This window comes from Gilliamella sp. GillExp13 (assembly GCF_001690815.1).
Classification (GTDB): Bacteria; Pseudomonadota; Gammaproteobacteria; order Enterobacterales; family Orbaceae; genus Gilliamella; species Gilliamella bombi.
In genome coordinates this window covers 1-18,037 of sequence record NZ_LZHJ01000094.1, presented here as the reverse complement: position 1 = coordinate 18,037, position 18,037 = coordinate 1, and the positions used below count along the sequence as shown (strand labels likewise).

Sequence of the window (18,037 nt, the reverse complement as noted above, 5' to 3'; positions counted from 1 at the left end):
TGCATTGGGAAGGCAAGCCTAAAGGATTTTTCTACTTAGATCACCGAACGGTTGATGGCAAACATAATTTAATTACCGATACCTATGTCACAGCTGGAAATATCATGATTCCCAGCCTTACATGGCCTGATTAAAACGCCAGTTAGAGCGGTTTGGCTTTAATCCGGTTGGTGTCGGTCTTGATGCGGGTTATTTTACGGCTCCCATTTGCCATTTACTGCTGGCAGAGCAGATATATCCGGTGTTGGGTTATCGTCGTCCCACCCATGGTGCGAATCCCATCAGAAAAAAGCAGTTTATCTATAACAGTCAAAACGATACTTATACTTGCCCAAACGGGCAAACATTAATATATAAAACTACTAGCAGGGAAGGTTATCGTCATTATCATTCTGATGCAACAACCTGCAAAGTCTGTCCGTTATTGTCACAGTGTACACAGAGTAAAAATACACAGAAAGTCATCACACGCCATATCTGGGAAGCAGATAAAGAGAAGGCCAACGAAATTCGTTATAGATAATAATCTGTTATACCAGCAAAAAGCTTGCTCTATACTTGATGAATATCATTTATTTTTTAATTTTCTGATTTTGTATGACTGTTTTACTTGTCAAAATCAGATGTTAAATAGATAATAACATTATGAAAAGATGAAATTTATCTTTTCTATAAGATCAAATTATTGTTCCAAACTTTATTTTTTATTTAAAATAGAATTCAAAGTAATTAAATAATAAGTGAATATAGAAATAAACAATTAAGGAAAGAAATAATGGGTGTAGCTCCAAGAAAAAAATTAGCCAGTACAGAAGAAAAAGACTATTCGGTTAGACAACGTGAAAAAAAAGCAAAAGTAGAAACTCCACTTGCTAATATTCAAGAAAATACTTTTTTTAAAGTTATTTTTTCAGATAGCCTTTCACTGGAACAAAAAGTAGAAGAAGTTACTAATATTTTAGAATTTTCTGACAATAAGGAAATTGATCGGGTAAAAATTCAAGAATTTGATACATTTAAAGAATATCTTCAATCAATTTCTGAAGAGATGTCTAAACAACGTATTGAGATGACTGATACCGAAGTATTTGCTGAATTACAACGAGTGTATGCTGATTTTAATAATGATCTTAATGATTTTATCGAAAAAATAAAACCACTTACCGAACTCACCGATGCTTTATATAACTTACGCCAAAATGGTGAAACCCGAAATGCATTAGCTCAAATTAAAGCCGATCAAGAATGGGACGAAGAAAAAGTAACGCAAAAAGCAAATGTGCAAAGTGAAATTGTTAGTATTGAAAAACAAATATCTGAATTAAAAAAAGAAATAGAGTTATTACAACAGGATAAAAAGTTTTTTGGCCTAGGGAAAATTAAAGCCGCATCAAAAGCTAAAATTGTGACTAATGAAGAAAAAATAGCTCAATTAAATCAACAAATAAAAAACAAAAATAAAGAATTAGATGATATTCAGATAGAAATTACAAAGCGTCACGAGCAACGCTCTGAATCAATCAATGTTGAAAAATTAAAAGAGTTGCTAAATTTAACTTCAGAACAGCATACATTACGTCAAGCTGATATGGTTGAATCGGCATTAAAATTTGTGAATCAAGGTAAAGAGCGTTTTGGTGCAATTCGTAATCATCTTGAAAAAATGGTTAAACAGATTGAAGGACTTAGTGACAATAATGGCAATATGATACAAATTTATGCCATTATGAACGAAGCGACCAAAAAAGTAGAGAAAGTCCATCGTGAACGTAGACAAGAGCTTGAGAGTAAAGATGTTGGTGATAATTTGTTAGAGTCAATGAAGCTTGATGAAACACGCCGTAATTTGGATGAACACATTGATACTGTATCCACAGCAACTGTCGATACTATGCAAACCTATGGTGAATTAACAACTGAAGCTATTAAAATTCGTAATATGCAAGCAGCAACCAAAAAACAAGTTGAAAGTGCAAGAGCAATGCATTCAAGAGGCATCGCATCGGTTGCTTCACAACTCAGTGTTGTTGTAACAGCAGTTAACTCAGCTGCAATTAATGAAGCACAATCAATGGCCGGTAATACTTTAGCCGAAATGACTCGAGTAACAAATGACATTGCTAAAAATGAAGCTATTCGAATTGCAACTGGTCGTGATGAAATTAATAATGATTTAGAAGCAATGCTACAAAATTTAGCGGAATTTGGTGATACCCAAAAAGAAGCGACGGAAATCACCCGTGCGGCACTAGAAACAATGCGAGCAAATTTGGAAGAAATTGAAAAAATGTCCAAAGATGTTCAAAGTGATACACGAGAATTTATTGCGGTGACAGGTGATGTTTTATCAGAAAAATCTGAAACCAAAAAAGATAGCTCACATACTACTTCACCCTTTAAACTATAACAAAGGAATGCACAATGTATTTAGTTAGAGGGCGTGAATATTTAGCGCAATACCCTAATTTTACTTTAGTAGGAAGAGAACATGATTTAGAGAGAATATCGTCTATTCTCATACGAAAATCATCAAATTCTCTTTTGTTGACAGGTCCCGCAGGTGTAGGTGTTTCAATGCTTACCCTTGGTTTACAAGCGGCTAAAAATAATCCAGATACGCCATTTGATTTGATTGTAAAAAAATTATTTTGGTTAAATTGTGATGCTCTTTTTTCTAGCGGTGATAGTACTAAAATAAATAATGAGTTTCAAAGTATTTTAAAAAGGCTAATGCAAACTCCTGAGTCAGTGCTGATTATTACTGATACGGCTAATTTTTTAGAAGCAGCACATAATACAGGTAATGCTCATTTTATTAATGCTCTAAATAACGCCGATAAATCAAATAATTTTCAAGTTATCCTCGAAGTTCGTGATGATAAACTTAGTAGTGTGCTAAAGGCTAGCACGAATATGCCTGAACTTTACACACTTTACGATGTCAAAGAACCTACTGGGGATAATTTAAATTCTATTGTTACTACTGTTGCAAAGGAGTTATCTGCATACCACAAAATTGAAGTGGATAAAGATGCTATTGATGAAGCAATACATTTAACCTGTAAATATCGTGATAGTTTAGGTTTAGGTGGGGCACAGCCTCAACGTGCTATTTCATTACTTGATCGTGCACTTGCTAGTTATCGTCAACTTACACATAAACAGCATCCAAAAATTGCTGAGTTAATGGGTAAGATCGAAAAAAGTAGCTGTGAAACAGAACAATATGATTTGCGACAGCAGCTTGAACAATGGCAGCAAGATTGGCTGAATTTAAAGTCTGAAATTAGCAAAACATATCAATATCAACGTGATGCTGAAACGTTACGCTTCAAACTGCAAGATGAAATTACCCAGTTACAAGAAGAAGAGGACAACAATAATAAAGATTCAGAATCAGTTGCTATAAAAACATTTGCACAGTTAACAGCTGGAGGATTTGACTCACCAGCAGTTGCTAAATTAAAGGAAAAAATTCGACAAATTGATGCAGAAATTGCACAAAATAATGAACAGCACCAAAAATTGGTGATGCTAGCCAATAAGGATTTGCGACTAAGTCGCCAAGAAGTGATCGCCGAATTTAGTAAAGTTTCAGGTATATCAGCAAACAAATTAGATGAGAATGAAGTTGAAAACTTGATTAATTTGGATGCAAATTTATTATCGCGAATCTTTGGCCAAGATAACATTGTAAAACATGTAGCCAATTCGGTGAAGGTTGCTAAAGTTGACACGCTTGAAGAATCAGGCCCTGCAATGTCTTACCTATTTTTAGGTCCATCTGGTGTAGGTAAAACTGAAATGGCCAAAGCTTTAGCGGAATATGTTTACGGTGACGAAAAATCGTTGGTTCGTTTTGATATGTCAGAATACATGGAAAAACATGCTGTTGCTAAATTAATTGGTGCACCTCCAGGATATGAGGGATTTGAAGCAGGTGGAATTTTAACAAACTCAGTTAGAAAAAAACCAGTTGGAATCTATTTATTTGATGAGATTGAAAAAGCACATCCTGATGTCTTTAATATCTTTTTACAGATCTTATCGGACGGACGATTAACCGATAATGTAGGTCGAACTGTCGATTTTTCTGATATTATGATTATTATGACCTCAAATATTGGACAATCTTACTATTTGGATCCTAATCTTTCTGACGAAGCTGCATGTGAATTAGCGACAAATGAACTGAATAATACTTATCGTTCAGAACTACTTAATCGTTTTAATGGACGAGAAAATATTCTTCATTTTAAACGCCTACCAATGGAAGTTATTGAACGGATTATTCGTCGAGAAATTGACAAATTAAATCAATCACATAGTCATCGTGGCTACACTATCGAAATAAAAGATTCTTGTATCAGTACATTCTGTCACGATCATTATGATATCATTCGTGGTGCCAGAGGATTGCCGGGTTATATAAAAACCAATGTTAGACCATTTATTGTTAATCATATTTTGCAGAATCCTCATGATCAAGGAGTGTTTAAAGCAATTTATAACCAGCAGACACATAGTTTTGATATGGAATTTTATAAAAATTAAAGGAAGATAAGATAGAGTTAGTTTTCTGTAACCTTTATTAAGTAAAGTAATTGGTTTCGGACGTTATTTAAATTTGGATAAAATATATCAATCAATAAAACGTTCGAAACCTAACAGTATAAAAAGTATTTTTATTTGAAACATTAAACAGAAAGATGTTGATAAAGAGTTATTACACCAATAAAAATAAGTACTAATCCGCCCAAAAGCTCAGCCTGTTTACCAATTAAACAGCCAATTTTATTACCCAATAATAACCCAATAGTAACCATTGTACAGGTAGCGAGTCCAATCATTGATGCAGCAAAAAAGATATTAACACTTGCTAATGCTAAGCCAACACCAACGGCAAATGCATCTATACTGGTTGAAATTGCTGTGAAAATTAGCATTAGAAAAGATTTTTTTGATGATGTTAATTCATCTTCTTGGCAATTTCCATCTGATTGTTTCTGGCTGTTATATATCATATTAATGCCTAAAAATAGCATGACAGCAAATACAACCCAATGATCCCATTGTTCAATATATTGCAATGCAATATAACCAACTAACCAGCCAAGCAATGGGGTAATAGCCTCAACAACACCAAATAGAATACCAATTTTGAATGCGCCTAAAATTGGTGTTGATTTAAGTGAAATCCCACGACAAACGGCGACAGCAAAGGCGTCGGTTGACATTGCTAGTGCTAATAATAAAATAGCCCAAAAATTCATGACATATACTCTTGCTTATAATTATTAAAAATTTATTACTATTATAATAATGGGTGATGATTTATTTATTTGTTACTGAAAATAGATAATTTGCTATTTTTTTATCACCTTTATTTTTATAAAGTTCAGCTGTTTTTATAACGTTGTCTCGACGATTAGCATCATATTGAAAAAGTTGCTTAAACATTAAGTCAGCTATTTTTTTATCATTATTTTGGATTGCACAATAACCATATTGTTCATAAGCATCAGCTTTCCAACGATGACGATCGAACTCAATACTCTGTTCAAATTGTTTTTTTGCTTCTTGATAACGATCTCGACCACATAAAAAAGAACCATAATGGACATGATATAATCCATTACCTGGTTGCATTAGAGTAATACGTTTGTAAATCATCTCGGCTTCGTTGTATTCACCAACATGTTGATCAAACATTGCCATGGCTAACATAACTTGGGGATTATTTGGAGAGTATTGTGCAGCTAATTTTAGATTATAATGCGCTATTTTGATATTTTCTTCTGACTCATTTGCTTTAGCAAGATATCCTAATCCAAGTCGCATTCTAGCCAAAGCTGCTTTTTCTGGATCAAATTCATTGTTGTCTTTCATTTGGCAACCCGCTAGTACTATCATCAAAAAATAGCTAGTTATAACTAACAATTTCTTCATCTATCTCTCCTTTTTATAAAGATTTATCCTTATGCTGTTTGCTTAACAAGGCTCTGCTTTTTATAAAGAGTCCTTTTAGTGCGGTCGACAACTTCTCCAGCTAACTGGCCACATGCAGCATCGATATCATCCCCCCGTGTTTTACGAACTATTACGGTAAATCCATATCCCATTAATGTTTTCATGAAGCGATCAATTCGTGTATTTGAACATCTTGAATAAGGCGCACCAGGGAACGGATTCCAAGGAATTAAATTAATTTTGCTAGGTACATTTTTTAGGAATTGAGCAAGCTCATGAGCATGTTCAACGCCATCGTTAATTTGATTAAGTAATACATATTCAATAGTTACTTTTCCGTGATTTGCGTTTGAAGATGAAAGATAACGCAGAATTGAATCACGCAGCATAGACATATTGTATTTTAGGTTAATTGGCATAATTTCACTACGAATAGTATCATTAGGTGCATGAAGTGATATCGCTAGCGCCACATCAATCATACCGGCTAGCTTATCTAAAGCGGGAACAACTCCTGATGTCGATAGTGTTACACGCCTTTTGGATAAACCATAGCCAAAATCATCTAACATAATTTCCATAGCTGGTGCAACATTAGACAAATTAAGTAGCGGTTCACCCATACCCATCATAACTACATTAGTAATGGGCCTATCTGCTAATTTTCCGGTGACACCAATTGCATTTGATGCACGCCATACTTGGCCAATAATTTCAGAAACGGTTAAATTACGATTAAATCCTTGTTGGGCTGTAGAACAAAATTTACACTCTAATGCGCAACCAACTTGAGATGAAACACATAATGTTGCACGATCACGTTCAGGAATATAAACAGACTCAATCAGTTGGTTATTACCAACATCAAGTGCCCATTTTATTGTGCCATCAGAAGAACGCTGTTCTATGGCAATCTTCGGAGCTTTAATTTCTGCTAAAGTCTTTAGTTGTTCACGTAGTTTTTTATTGATATCGGTCATTTGATCAAAATTATCTACACCAAAATGATAGATCCATTTCATTACTTGATCAGCTCGAAACGGTTTTTCACCAAGTGATATAAAAAACTCTCTTAATTGTTGGCGTGTGAAGTTTAGTAAATTTATTCTTTCGTTTATGGAATTAGTTGTATTAAGATTCATTGTATTGGCAGCGTCTAAACAATTTTGAGACGTATTAGATGTAGATGTTGTTAACATAAGGCCTCGTTTTTACACATTATGGCTATTTCTTTTTTTAGGAAAAGGATTATACTGCTTTTAACTTAATCTGGCTATATAGAATATTGGCAATGCTTGAAAGATGAAGAAATCAACAATGTTAGAAAAAATAGGTGGTTTGACTTTAAAATTATCTTTACTTCTATTTCCTACTTTTACCATGGCACAACAGATCACATTAAATAAACTGATTGGACAGTTTGACGAAAAAAAAGATAATGGTTTTATTGCGTTAGACTCAACTATACTACCTGTTAATAAAAAAGGAATGTATCTACAAAAAGAACCAACCGAACAACTTATAAAAGCCTACAATGACTTTAAAAAAGTTCATCCAGATATTCCTTTTATCATAGTAAGTGCAACGCGAAATTATACTTACCAAAACGGTATTTGGCAACGGAAATGGGATGCTTTATCAGCTAAAATAAATGACCCAGAAAAAATTGCTGAAGAAATTCTAAAATTTTCGTCTATGCCTGGCACATCAAGGCATCATTGGGGAACAGATATTGATATTACCAGCGTTTCATCAACATATTTTAAGGATGATAAAAAAGGCATTATTCTATATAAATGGCTTCAAAAAAATCTGCCTAAATATGGATTTTGCCAAGCTTTTAATGAAGGACGCAAAGGAGGATATCAACCTGAAGAATGGCACTGGTCATATAGACCTATTGCTAGTCAATATATTGACCAATACAAAACTGTATTGGAAAGAGATCCAGAAGCTATCATGAAAGCTTTAAGTTTCATAGGACACGATAAAATCAAGCTAGAAAGTCTAGTTAAAGAGTATGTATTAACTGTGAATGCTGATTGTTATTAATATATTTTTATTATTAATGTTTTCTCCAATAAGGCAAACATATTGTTACAATAAGGCCCCCACCATCACGGTTAGATGCTTGGATAGTACCGTTATGCATAATGACGGTCTTTCTAGCAATAGCCAGTCCTAGGCCATAACCTTTACCTAATTGTGGAGATTGAATACGGACAAATGGTTCAAAAATACTTGATAACTTATTTTCTTCAACACCAGGACCTCGATCTTTAACTTCAATTTGTAAATACTTACCTGTTTCTTTTAATGAAACTTCTACGGCTTGCTCAGCTTTTGAAAAGCGAATAGCATTTCGGATAATGTTTTCAATAGCACGACGTATTTGTTCTGAATTACCTTTAACAATTGGATGAGTAATAGATGATAAAGTAAAATGTACTTCAATTAACTGGTGATTAGCTTCATAATTAGCATCATTGATTACTACACTTATTAAGTCTTTTAAATCAAAATATTCATCAGTGCGATTATTCATTTCAGCACGAGAATAATTTAGAATTTCGCCAATTAACTGATCTAAACGTTCTGACTCTAACTCTATTCTAGCTAAAGATGTATCAATATTTTGTTTATTTTGTTGAGCAAGTCCAATTGCTAGTTGCAATCGAGCAAGCGGAGTTCTAAGTTCATGAGAAACATCATGAAGGAGAGACTGACGATCAGAAAGTAATATATTAAGTTGCTCAACCATCATATCAAAATCTTTACCTAATTCGCTAAGTTCGTCACGCCTAGGTTTTAGTTTATTGAATAATCTGACAGAAAGATCTCCCTGAGATACCTTGAAAAAACCTTGCCTTAATAACCTCATCGGTCTAGTTAAATTCCATGCTAGAAAGAGGCTAAAAACAAGTCCAACACATATACCCATTAATACGATGGGCAAGGGCATGTTGAACAATGCCTTTTTAACATGATCCTCTTTATCCTCTTTAAATGAAACAGAATAAAGAGTTCCGTCAGGAGCGACGGTCATGCGTTGATAAGCATATGTAGGTGTTTCTAATTCATCGGTTAAAATATTAACTTGATCATTCAATGGAGAAACTAATTTTATTGACAGTAACGTTCTTTCTCGCTCAGGTAAATGTGCTATGAAATTAAGCGTTTCATCTTCACCAGCTACATGTAATAACTGGGCAATCATATCGACTTTCGTGGGCATATGATTGAGAAATCTTTGATTTTTATTTTCTACATAAATAGAAAACGCAATCCAAGTCAATTGGAAGGTAAGATAAAAGATTACCCCAAACGTAATAAGTATTTTCCAGAATAATCGATGATTCATGTCAAGCCTATTTGTTTGTTAACGAATACGGTAACCGACGGCTCTAATCGTCTCTATTGTCACATCATTTTGTGCAACTTGATGTAATTTTTGGCGAATATTGCTGATATGGACATCAACACTACGATCATAAAGTTCTCTTGCTCGACCAAGCCCAATTTCAGATAATTCTTCTTTAGTTACTACTCGCTCGCTATGTTTCACTAATAAAACTAATAAATTAAACTCGGTTGATGTCAAATCAATTACTTGTCCATTCCACGTACAAAGCCGTTGAGGTAGATCTAACATTAAACCATTAAAATGATATTTTTTATCATCAACCATTTCGACCGAACGTTCATCAAAACGTCGTAAAACTGCACGTAATCTTGCTAATAATTCACGCGGATAACATGGTTTTGGAATGTAATCATCAGCACCTAATTCCAAACCCAAAACGCGATCAATATTATCACCCTTAGCAGTTAACATAATAACAGGCATATTACATTGTTGACGGATGCTTTTCAGGACATCAATACCATTAATATCTGGTAACATCACGTCTAAGATTGCTGCACGATATTTACCTGATAGCGCTTCATCAATACCATCTTTACCTAAATAAACACTTTTGATATTAAAACCTTCATTAGTCAAATATTCGCTAAGCATTTGTGATAATTCAATATCATCATCTATTAATAAAATATTTATCATAATCGCAATCGCCATTGTTATCTAATTATAGGTTTTTATATTATTGCAATAATATAAAAAAAGTCAGGTTCTTTTACTAAAATATTACATATTTTAAACTATTCCTGATTATTTAATTTACTATTAAATAATGTAAAAAGGTTTCAGATATAACTATATGTTTTAATATATCTTTTGACAATAACTATCATATTACTTTCTAATGGTTGTAAATAGGCATTATTCAATTCTTAAGTAAGATAGACTAAAATAGTCTGCTTACTTAACATTAAATGTTTCACCATTTAACATTACTAAAGTTAATATGGAGATAAAAAATGGAACAACAAGTAATATGGCAGCAATTAATTCAATTGGTAAAACATGAAGTTTTACCTGCAGTTGGTTGTACTGAGCCCATATCTTTGGTTGCAACTATTGCGATGCAACATAGTAGCAACAAAATTATTGAAAAAATTGACGCTTATGTTTTGCCTAATTTAATGAAAAATGGTACGGAGGTAACTGTGTCAGGTACCGGTATGGTTGAGTTACCTATTGCGGCTGCCATTGGTGCAATCGGTGGTTGGGTATCATGAGCCTATTGGTATGGCTATTTGTAGTATGATTGGCGATTTATCTGGTATTATTTGTGATGGCGCTTCAAACAGTTGCGCAATGAAAGTATCAACTTCAGTATCTTCTGGATTTAAAGCAGTATTAATGGCATTAAGCCAAGTTAGAGTGACAGGTAAAGAAGGTATTGTTTGTGATAGCGTGGAAACATCAATCAATAATCTTGGTGCAATTGTTAGTCAAAGTATGAAAATAATTGACACACAGATTATTGATATCATGTCGCATAAAACATAAATATTTGCTTAACGCTAAAATATTAGGCTTTTAGCGATTTTAATATAAGCAATCAGCATATTTTTAAAAAAAATTACTGGACAATGTTATTTTTTATGCGTAATATTTCGTCCTACTTCTATGGTGGCTATAGCTCAGTTGGTAGAGCCCTGGATTGTGATTCCAGTTGTCGTGGGTTCGAATCCCATTAGCCACCCCATTTTATGAAATATAAAATCTAACGGCGAGTAGCGCAGCTTGGTAGCGCAACTGGTTTGGGACCAGTGGGTCGGAGGTTCGAATCCTCTCTCGCCGACCATTTTTAAATAAAAAGCTCGTTCATTTAGTTGAGATTTTGTTTTTCTGTTCGTTATTGTGTTTGTTTTGTCTTTTTAATATATAACGGCATGTTATTATATTCCTACCTACAAAAATTATTCTTATCTTACTTGTTTTATGGTGATATTTTGTTTTAATAGATAAAAATATCTCTTTATATAACCTCTATTTATTGGGAATAAATTATGAAAAATGTTGGTTTTGTAGGATGGCGTGGAATGGTAGGTTCTGTTCTTATGCAACGTATGGTTGAAGAACACGATTTTGATTATATTAATCCTGTTTTCTTTTCTACTTCTCAAGCAGGTCAAGCAGCTCCTATCTTCGGTGGAAAAACAGGTATATTACAAAGCGCAGATAATATTGATGCTTTAAAGGCATTAGATATTATTGTCACTTGCCAAGGTGGTGATTATACCTCAGAGATTTACGCAAAATTACGTGCAACAGGTTGGCAGGGTTATTGGATTGATGCAGCATCGACTTTACGTATGGCAGATGACGCAATTATCGTGCTTGATCCAGTGAACAAAGATAACATTGATACTGCGTTAGATAAAGGTATTAAAACCTTTGTAGGTGGTAACTGTACTGTAAGCTTAATGTTAATGTCTCTTGGTGGTTTATTTGCTGAAAACCTTATTGATTGGATTTCCGTTTCAACTTATCAAGCTGCTTCTGGTGGTGGCGCACGTCATATGCGTGAATTGCTCACCCAAATGGGGATGCTAAATGCTGAGGTGGCAAAAGAGTTACAAGATCCCCATTCTTCTATTTTAGATATTGAGAGAAAAGTGACCCAAAAAATGCGTGATGGTAGTTTACCAACTGATAATTTCGGTGTGCCATTAGCAGGAAGTTTAATTCCTTGGATCGATAAAGCGCTAGATAATGGACAAAGTAAAGAAGAGTGGAAAGGGCAAGCCGAAACCAATAAAATTTTAGGTACCAATCAAGTTATTCCGGTTGATGGGCTTTGTATTCGTATTGGAGCACTACGTTGTCATAGCCAAGCTTTTACCATTAAATTGAAAAAAGATATCAGCGTTCCTGAAATTGAAAAACTGCTTGCAGTTCATAATGATTGGGTAAAAGTCGTGCCGAATGATCGTGATCTTTCGATGCGTGAACTTACCCCTGCAGCAGTAACAGGCACTTTAACAACACCTGTTGGGCGCTTACGTAAATTGAATATGGGCAAAGATTACCTTTCAGCTTTTACTGTTGGTGACCAATTATTATGGGGGGCGGCTGAACCATTACGTAGAATGTTATGCATTTTGGCCTAATTAAAAATAAAATATAAAAAACCGATTTATCGGTTTTTTATAACAATAGATTATGGTTCTTTATCATTCAACAACGCCACTAATAGTGATCCATTAAATAAAGCTTGCTGCACTAATGCAAATGCGCCAATTGCTGAGCTATCGTTAAGGGAAGAACAAGTGATAGTCAGGTTTTTCCGTAATCCCTCTAAACTTTGAGCATTTAATGCACTATTAACAGCAGTTAATAGTATTTCGGGCGACTTGGTAAGTTCTCCTGCTAACACAATTCGTTGAGGGTTAAAGATGTTAACCATAATTGCAACTGCTCTACCAAGATTTTCACCTGCATCCTTAACTAACTTAATAGCTAGTTCATCGCCTTGATTAGCATACTGACAGATATGATATATATCACAGTTTTCTAATATTAACTTTGATGCATAACCTTGCTCAATCATCTGTTTAGCTCGGTATTCAATTGCTTTATTTACAACTCTGTTTTCCAAGCAGCCGAAGTTACCACAATGGCAACGTTCACCTAATGTATCTACTTGAATGTGCCCAACTTCACAAGCGCTTTGATTGTGGTTTGTAAGCAACTGTTGATTAACGATAACACCAGAGCCTACCCCGCGATGTACACGGATTAAAATAGAATCATCAACATGTTGTGTTGAACCAAAATAACTTTCAGCTAATGCTAGACTTTGAATATCATTTCCTACAAAAATAGATACATTGAATTCCTTTTGCAGTATCTCGCCTAAAGCCCATTCTTCTACTTGAATATGTGGGGTGTATCGAACAATGCCATTAACTGAGTCAATCAAGCCAGGGAGTACAATAGATATTGCAACTAAATGTTTTATTTTTTTGCTATTCAACTGAATAAATTCTTTAATTAATATAATTAGATAATCTTGAACTTGTTGTTGAGTAAAATTGGTAAGTGAGCATTTTTTTGACATAAGGCATTTAGCCCCTAAATCAAAAAGCTCTATTGTGACGTGAGATCGACTTAATTGTACGGCAATTGCTTGGTAATATTCAAACTTAGCTTCGATTGAAACTGCAGGCCGTCCCCCCGTTGATTGTTGTGCATCAACTTCTTTAATTAATTTTTTTTTAAGAAGTTGACGGGTTATTTTGGTAATGCTTGCAGGGGCTAATTGGCTGATTTCGGCCAATTGAATACGAGAAACAGGTGCTTGCTGAACAATCAAACGGTAAATCATTGCATAATTTAGCTGTTTGATTAATTCAGCGTTGCCAACTAAGTTCAGATAATTAAATTTCATATATTACTCAATATTTTTCATTAACTATCTGATATTCTAGCGACTCACTTCTCCATTAACAATAGTTTTAATTATTGTAAAGTCACGATTAAATACAACAAGGTTCGCAATTTTACCCTCACAAATACTACCAAGATCTTTATCCACACCGATTGCTTTGGCAGGATAAAGTGTTGCCATTCTTAATGCTTCATCTAATGCAATACCTACATATTCAACAGCATTTTTTACTGCATCAATCATAGTTAATGCTGAACCACCAAGTGTGCCATTTTCATCAATACAGCGGCCATCTTTATAATAAATGGTTTTGCCTGCAAATACGCCTGATTCTAAATTAGAACCTGCAAGTAACATTGCATCAGTAACTAAAATTAAATGATTTTGTTTTATTTTGTGACTATTGCGAATATTTGCCCAACTGACATGTTGACCATCAGCAATAATGCCTACATAAACTTCAGGTTCATCATAAATTGCGCCAACTACGCCAGGTTCGCGTCCAGAAATATAAGGCATGGCATTAAATAGGTGAGTACCTAAACGAATGCCATCGTTAAATCCACGACGACAATCATCGTAGTGACCATTCGAATGCCCAACAGATACATGAATACCTGCGTTAACCAATTGCTTAATGAAATGACTTTCAACTTTTTCTGGTGCTAAAGTTATAATTTTAATTACATCAGCATTTTCACAAAGGAAATCAATCATTTCTTGTGACGGCTGTCGAATAATATTTTCGTCATGAATTCCCTTTTTTTCAGGGCTGATATAAGGTCCTTCAAGATGCAACCCAAGTGCTTGATTAGGATGCGTAGCTAAGTATTCACGCATCACGTTAACTGCCTTTATCATAAATTCATCAGTTGATGTAATTAACGTAGGCAAATAGCTAGTACAACCAGAAATAAGATTTGTGGCCTGCATGGCTTGTAATGTTTCAACGCTTAGTGCATCAAGCGTTTCATTAAATTGTACACCACCACATCCATTAACTTGGATATCAATAAATCCAGGGGCCACAATTGCGCCTTGTAGATTTTCAATTTTGATATCTGTAGGTAATTCGTTTTGTTTACAGACTTTTGTAATTTTATCACCATCAATAATAACAGCGTGGTTATCAAGGATTTCATAACCTGTATAAAAACGGCAATTTGTTAATGCATACATTGAATTATCCTTTATAAAACGGTCACTTTAAGATTATCAGCTTCCATTTGTTTAAAATATTTTAGTGTTTTCACTTTAAGATCATCAGTACTTGGTTCATCACAAACAATAATTGATGCAGGATGCATTTGTAGCGCAGTGACAGTCCAAAGGTGATTAACAGACCCTTCAACACCAGCTTGTAATGCTAAACTTTTATTATGACCACAAACTAATAAAATAACTTCCTGTGCATCCATTAAAGTTGCAACACCAATGGTTAACGCATGTTTTGGTACTTGATTCACATCATTATCAAAAAAGCGAGAATTAGCAATGCGTGTATCTTCAGTTAATGTTTTTATGCGTGTACGTGAACAAAGTGAAGATCCCGGTTCATTAAAAGCGATATGTCCATCTTGACCTACCCCCCCAACAAAGATATTAATTTTACCGTAAGCTTTGATCTTCGCTTCATATTGACGGCACTCTTGATCAATATCTGGTGCATTACCATTTAATATATTGATATTGTTCTTATCAATATCAATATGATTGAAAAAATTTTCGTACATAAATGTGTGGTAACTTTGAGGATGCTCTTCTGGAATACCAACATATTCATCCATATTAAAGGTTACAACATGCTTAAAGCTAACATTACCTGCTTTATATTGTTTAATCAATTGTTGATACATAACTAATGGTGAACTACCTGTTGGCAGCCCCAATAAAAATGGACGATCTGCGGTAGGTTTAAACTCATTAATTTTATTAACAATGCGCTGTGCAACCCAGGCACCGACTTCTTGTGCATTTTCTAAAGGAATAAGTCTCATGTGCTGTTACCTCTTGTGATATAATTAAAAAACTTTTTTCTTGAAATAAAATATGTTGTCTTTATTTTACTATATTAAACTAATTAATCAAAAAAAATGGTGATTTAAATCACAAAAAAAAGAATAATTAATTTGCGAAGTAAAATAAATAATATAGAGTGAAATAATAATACTTAATTATCATCGCTTAAAGATGTAAAATTTTATTACTTTTTATTATATACCCCTAATAACTATATGAGGTTAAACTTATGGGAATTTTAGCTTATATGCAACGTATCGGGCGTTCATTGATGGTGCCTGTAGCAGTTCTACCTGCTGCTGCAATACTACTAGGGATTGGGTATTGGATCGATCCTAATGGCTGGGGGCAAAATAGTATTGTTGCCGCCTTTTTAATTAAATCGGGTGGTGCTATTATCGATAATATGCCAATTTTATTTGCTATTGGTGTTGCTTATGGAATGTCTAAAGATAAAGATGGCGCAGCTGCACTTTCTGGTTTAGTTGGTTTTTTAGTGGTAACCACCTTACTTTCTCCAAATTCTATTGCATTATTTAATGGTATTGACACAAAAGCAGATGACTGGTTAAAGCAAGTTCCTGCTGCATATGGTAAAATAAACAATCAATTTATTGGTATTCTTGTTGGTATTATTGCAGCCGAACTTTACAATCGCTTTAGTCGGGTTGAATTACATAAAGCACTATCTTTTTTTAGTGGAAAAAGACTAGTACCAATTGTTGTTTCAGTTGTGATGCTATTAGTTTCAGCTGTTTTATATTTTATCTGGCCAACTATTTATGACGCACTAGTTGCTTTTGGTAAATATATTAAAGAATTAGGATCTGTGGGTGCTGGTATTTATGGATTCTTTAACCGCTTACTTATTCCTGTTGGTTTACACCATGCCTTAAACTCAGTATTCTGGTTCGACGTAGCTGGTATCAACGATATTCCTAACTTCCTAGGTGGGCAAAAATCAATTGAAGACGGTTTAGCTACAGTTGGAATTACAGGTCGTTACCAAGCTGGATTCTTCCCTGTTATGATGTTTGGTCTGCCTGGTGCAGCACTAGCTATGTATCATACGGCTAAAAAAGGCAATAAAGATAAAACTGCATCAATCATGTTAGCTGCTTCTTTTGCTGCATTTTTTACTGGTGTAACCGAACCGCTTGAATTTGCTTTTATGTTTGTTGCACCTGTACTTTATGTTTTACATGCGATTTTAGCGGGTATTTCACTTTATATTGCAGCAGCAATGCAATGGATAGCAGGATTTGGCTTTAGCGCTGGCTTAGTCGATATGTTACTTTCAAGCCGTAATCCGCTTGCTGTCCATTGGTATATGTTGATCCTTCAAGGTCTAGTATTCTTTGTGGTCTACTATGTAGCATTCCGTTTTGTAATTGTAAAATTCAACCTTAAAACCCCAGGCCGTGAAGATGAAGATACGACTGTTTCGTCAACTGAAAGTACCCAGAAAAAACAAGTCATTGGAGATACATCTAAACTTGCTGAACAATATCTAGCGGTTGTTGGTGGGAAAGGAAACCTAACTAACATTGACTCTTGTATTACACGTTTGCGTTTAGGTGTAAATGATTCAGAATTAGTTGATGAACAAGCAGCTAAAGCACTTGGCGCGATGGCTGTGATCAAACTCGGTAAAACAGGTGTACAAATTATTGTTGGTACTCAGGCCGAAAAAATTGCCGATGAGATGAAAAACTTGTTTAGTCAATTAGTATAAAATAAGAACCAAATTAAATAAAACTAATATAACAATCCACTCTATTTAAATAAGCAAAAAATAGAGTGGATTATTTAATTTAACTTTACAGATTCCTTTGCTTTATTTATAAACGCTCCAGTATATTTTCATTAAAAACCCTGGATTCAAACATGAAGTGCAATTTTAAACACGGTGGAGTGAAGAAAGTAGAAAGGTGATTTATACTAGCACCTTCGCACCACCACAGTTTGGAGATTGCTATGTATTATAATCACCTTTCTAGGAAGGAAAGATACCAAATTTTCGTATTATTACAAGCCGGAAAGAATAAAAAAGAGATAGCCCAGCTACTCAATAGACATCCTTCGACAATAAGTCGAGAGATAAAAAGAAACTCAAAACCTAATCAAGCCTATCAAGCACATGATGCGGTAACCCTAGCTAGGAAAAGGCGAAAAAACAGCGGTAATGGTAAGCCAATAGAGTCTTCGGTATGGCGCCAAGTTGAAAAATACCTCATGCTTTATTA

General features: G+C 34.4%; 14 protein-coding genes, 2 tRNA genes and 3 pseudogenes. 11 read left to right on the top strand and 8 right to left on the bottom strand.

Going from position 1 to position 18,037, the window contains the following annotated elements:
- The 3 genes and pseudogenes from A9G37_RS13205 to A9G37_RS06560 all read left to right on the top strand — a co-directional run.
- Positions 1–514 (top strand): annotated as a pseudogene (locus A9G37_RS13205) (transposase); the annotation flags it as partial.
- A gap of 261 nt (positions 515–775) precedes the next feature.
- Positions 776–2,407: a hypothetical protein gene (locus tag A9G37_RS06565; RefSeq protein WP_065574990.1), complete on the top strand. Its 1,632-nt coding sequence runs from the start codon at positions 776–778 to the stop codon at positions 2,405–2,407.
- Between the two features lie 14 nt (positions 2,408–2,421).
- Complete coding sequence (locus A9G37_RS06560; RefSeq protein ID WP_065574989.1) at positions 2,422–4,554, top strand: AAA family ATPase; 2,133 nt, start codon at positions 2,422–2,424, stop codon at positions 4,552–4,554.
- A 143-nt stretch (positions 4,555–4,697) separates the two neighbouring features.
- Here the strand turns inward: A9G37_RS06560 and A9G37_RS06555 are convergent, their stop codons facing one another.
- The 3 genes from A9G37_RS06555 to A9G37_RS06545 form a co-directional block, all read right to left on the bottom strand.
- Positions 4,698–5,273 carry a manganese efflux pump MntP gene (locus A9G37_RS06555; protein ID WP_065574988.1) on the bottom strand — a complete coding sequence of 192 codons (576 nt, stop codon included), beginning with the start codon at positions 5,271–5,273 and terminating at the stop codon, positions 4,698–4,700.
- 61 nt (positions 5,274–5,334) lie between these two features.
- Entirely contained in the window at positions 5,335–5,949 is a 615-nt protein-coding gene (locus A9G37_RS06550) for a hypothetical protein (protein ID WP_065560204.1), read from the bottom strand.
- Between the two features lie 29 nt (positions 5,950–5,978).
- Positions 5,979–7,112, bottom strand: a complete 1,134-nt coding sequence (locus tag A9G37_RS06545; protein WP_141671106.1) for a bifunctional tRNA (adenosine(37)-C2)-methyltransferase TrmG/ribosomal RNA large subunit methyltransferase RlmN — start codon at positions 7,110–7,112, stop codon at positions 5,979–5,981.
- 160 nt (positions 7,113–7,272) lie between these two features.
- On the opposite strand from A9G37_RS06545, the gene A9G37_RS06540 reads away from it, so the two are divergent.
- Positions 7,273–8,022 (top strand): M15 family metallopeptidase, encoded by a 750-nt coding sequence (locus tag A9G37_RS06540; RefSeq protein ID WP_081297681.1) that lies wholly within the window; start codon positions 7,273–7,275, stop codon positions 8,020–8,022.
- Between the two features lie 13 nt (positions 8,023–8,035).
- Here A9G37_RS06540 and A9G37_RS06535 read toward each other — a convergent pair whose 3' ends face one another.
- Both A9G37_RS06535 and A9G37_RS06530 read right to left on the bottom strand, forming a co-directional pair.
- Positions 8,036–9,205, bottom strand: coding sequence for an ATP-binding protein (locus tag A9G37_RS06535; protein WP_218059333.1), 1,170 nt, complete (start codon positions 9,203–9,205; stop codon positions 8,036–8,038).
- 144 nt (positions 9,206–9,349) lie between these two features.
- Complete coding sequence (locus A9G37_RS06530) at positions 9,350–10,030, bottom strand: response regulator transcription factor (protein ID WP_034910896.1); 681 nt, start codon at positions 10,028–10,030, stop codon at positions 9,350–9,352.
- Between the two features lie 320 nt (positions 10,031–10,350).
- On the opposite strand from A9G37_RS06530, the pseudogene A9G37_RS06525 reads away from it, so the two are divergent.
- The 5 genes and pseudogenes from A9G37_RS06525 to asd all read left to right on the top strand — a co-directional run.
- Positions 10,351–10,599, top strand: a pseudogene (locus A9G37_RS06525) (serine dehydratase subunit alpha family protein); the annotation flags it as partial.
- Positions 10,600–10,606: 7 nt separating this feature from the next.
- Positions 10,607–10,885: pseudogene (locus tag A9G37_RS06520) on the top strand (L-serine ammonia-lyase, iron-sulfur-dependent, subunit alpha); the annotation flags it as partial.
- A 123-nt stretch (positions 10,886–11,008) separates the two neighbouring features.
- Positions 11,009–11,084: transfer RNA gene (locus A9G37_RS06515), tRNA-His, on the top strand.
- A 22-nt stretch (positions 11,085–11,106) separates the two neighbouring features.
- Positions 11,107–11,183, top strand: a tRNA-Pro gene (locus tag A9G37_RS06510).
- Between the two features lie 205 nt (positions 11,184–11,388).
- Positions 11,389–12,492 (top strand): aspartate-semialdehyde dehydrogenase, encoded by a 1,104-nt coding sequence (gene asd, locus A9G37_RS06505; protein WP_065574984.1) that lies wholly within the window; start codon positions 11,389–11,391, stop codon positions 12,490–12,492.
- Between the two features lie 50 nt (positions 12,493–12,542).
- Here asd and A9G37_RS06500 read toward each other — a convergent pair whose 3' ends face one another.
- Genes A9G37_RS06500 through nagB form a run of 3 tightly spaced genes read right to left on the bottom strand, consistent with a single transcriptional unit; the run spans position 12,543 to position 15,769 of the window.
- Positions 12,543–13,772: an ROK family protein gene (locus A9G37_RS06500; RefSeq protein ID WP_034910842.1), complete on the bottom strand. Its 1,230-nt coding sequence runs from the start codon at positions 13,770–13,772 to the stop codon at positions 12,543–12,545.
- Positions 13,773–13,808: 36 nt separating this feature from the next.
- Positions 13,809–14,951 carry an N-acetylglucosamine-6-phosphate deacetylase gene (nagA, locus tag A9G37_RS06495; protein ID WP_065574983.1) on the bottom strand — a complete coding sequence of 381 codons (1,143 nt, stop codon included), beginning with the start codon at positions 14,949–14,951 and terminating at the stop codon, positions 13,809–13,811.
- An 11-nt stretch (positions 14,952–14,962) separates the two neighbouring features.
- Positions 14,963–15,769, bottom strand: coding sequence for a glucosamine-6-phosphate deaminase (gene nagB / locus A9G37_RS06490; RefSeq protein ID WP_065574982.1), 807 nt, complete (start codon positions 15,767–15,769; stop codon positions 14,963–14,965).
- Between the two features lie 251 nt (positions 15,770–16,020).
- On the opposite strand from nagB, the gene nagE reads away from it, so the two are divergent.
- Entirely contained in the window at positions 16,021–17,526 is a 1,506-nt protein-coding gene (nagE, locus tag A9G37_RS06485; protein ID WP_065574981.1) for an N-acetylglucosamine-specific PTS transporter subunit IIBC, read from the top strand.
- 242 nt (positions 17,527–17,768) lie between these two features.
- On the top strand, positions 17,769–18,037 hold a 269-nt coding region (locus A9G37_RS06480; protein WP_065574980.1), incomplete at its 3' end, for a helix-turn-helix domain-containing protein.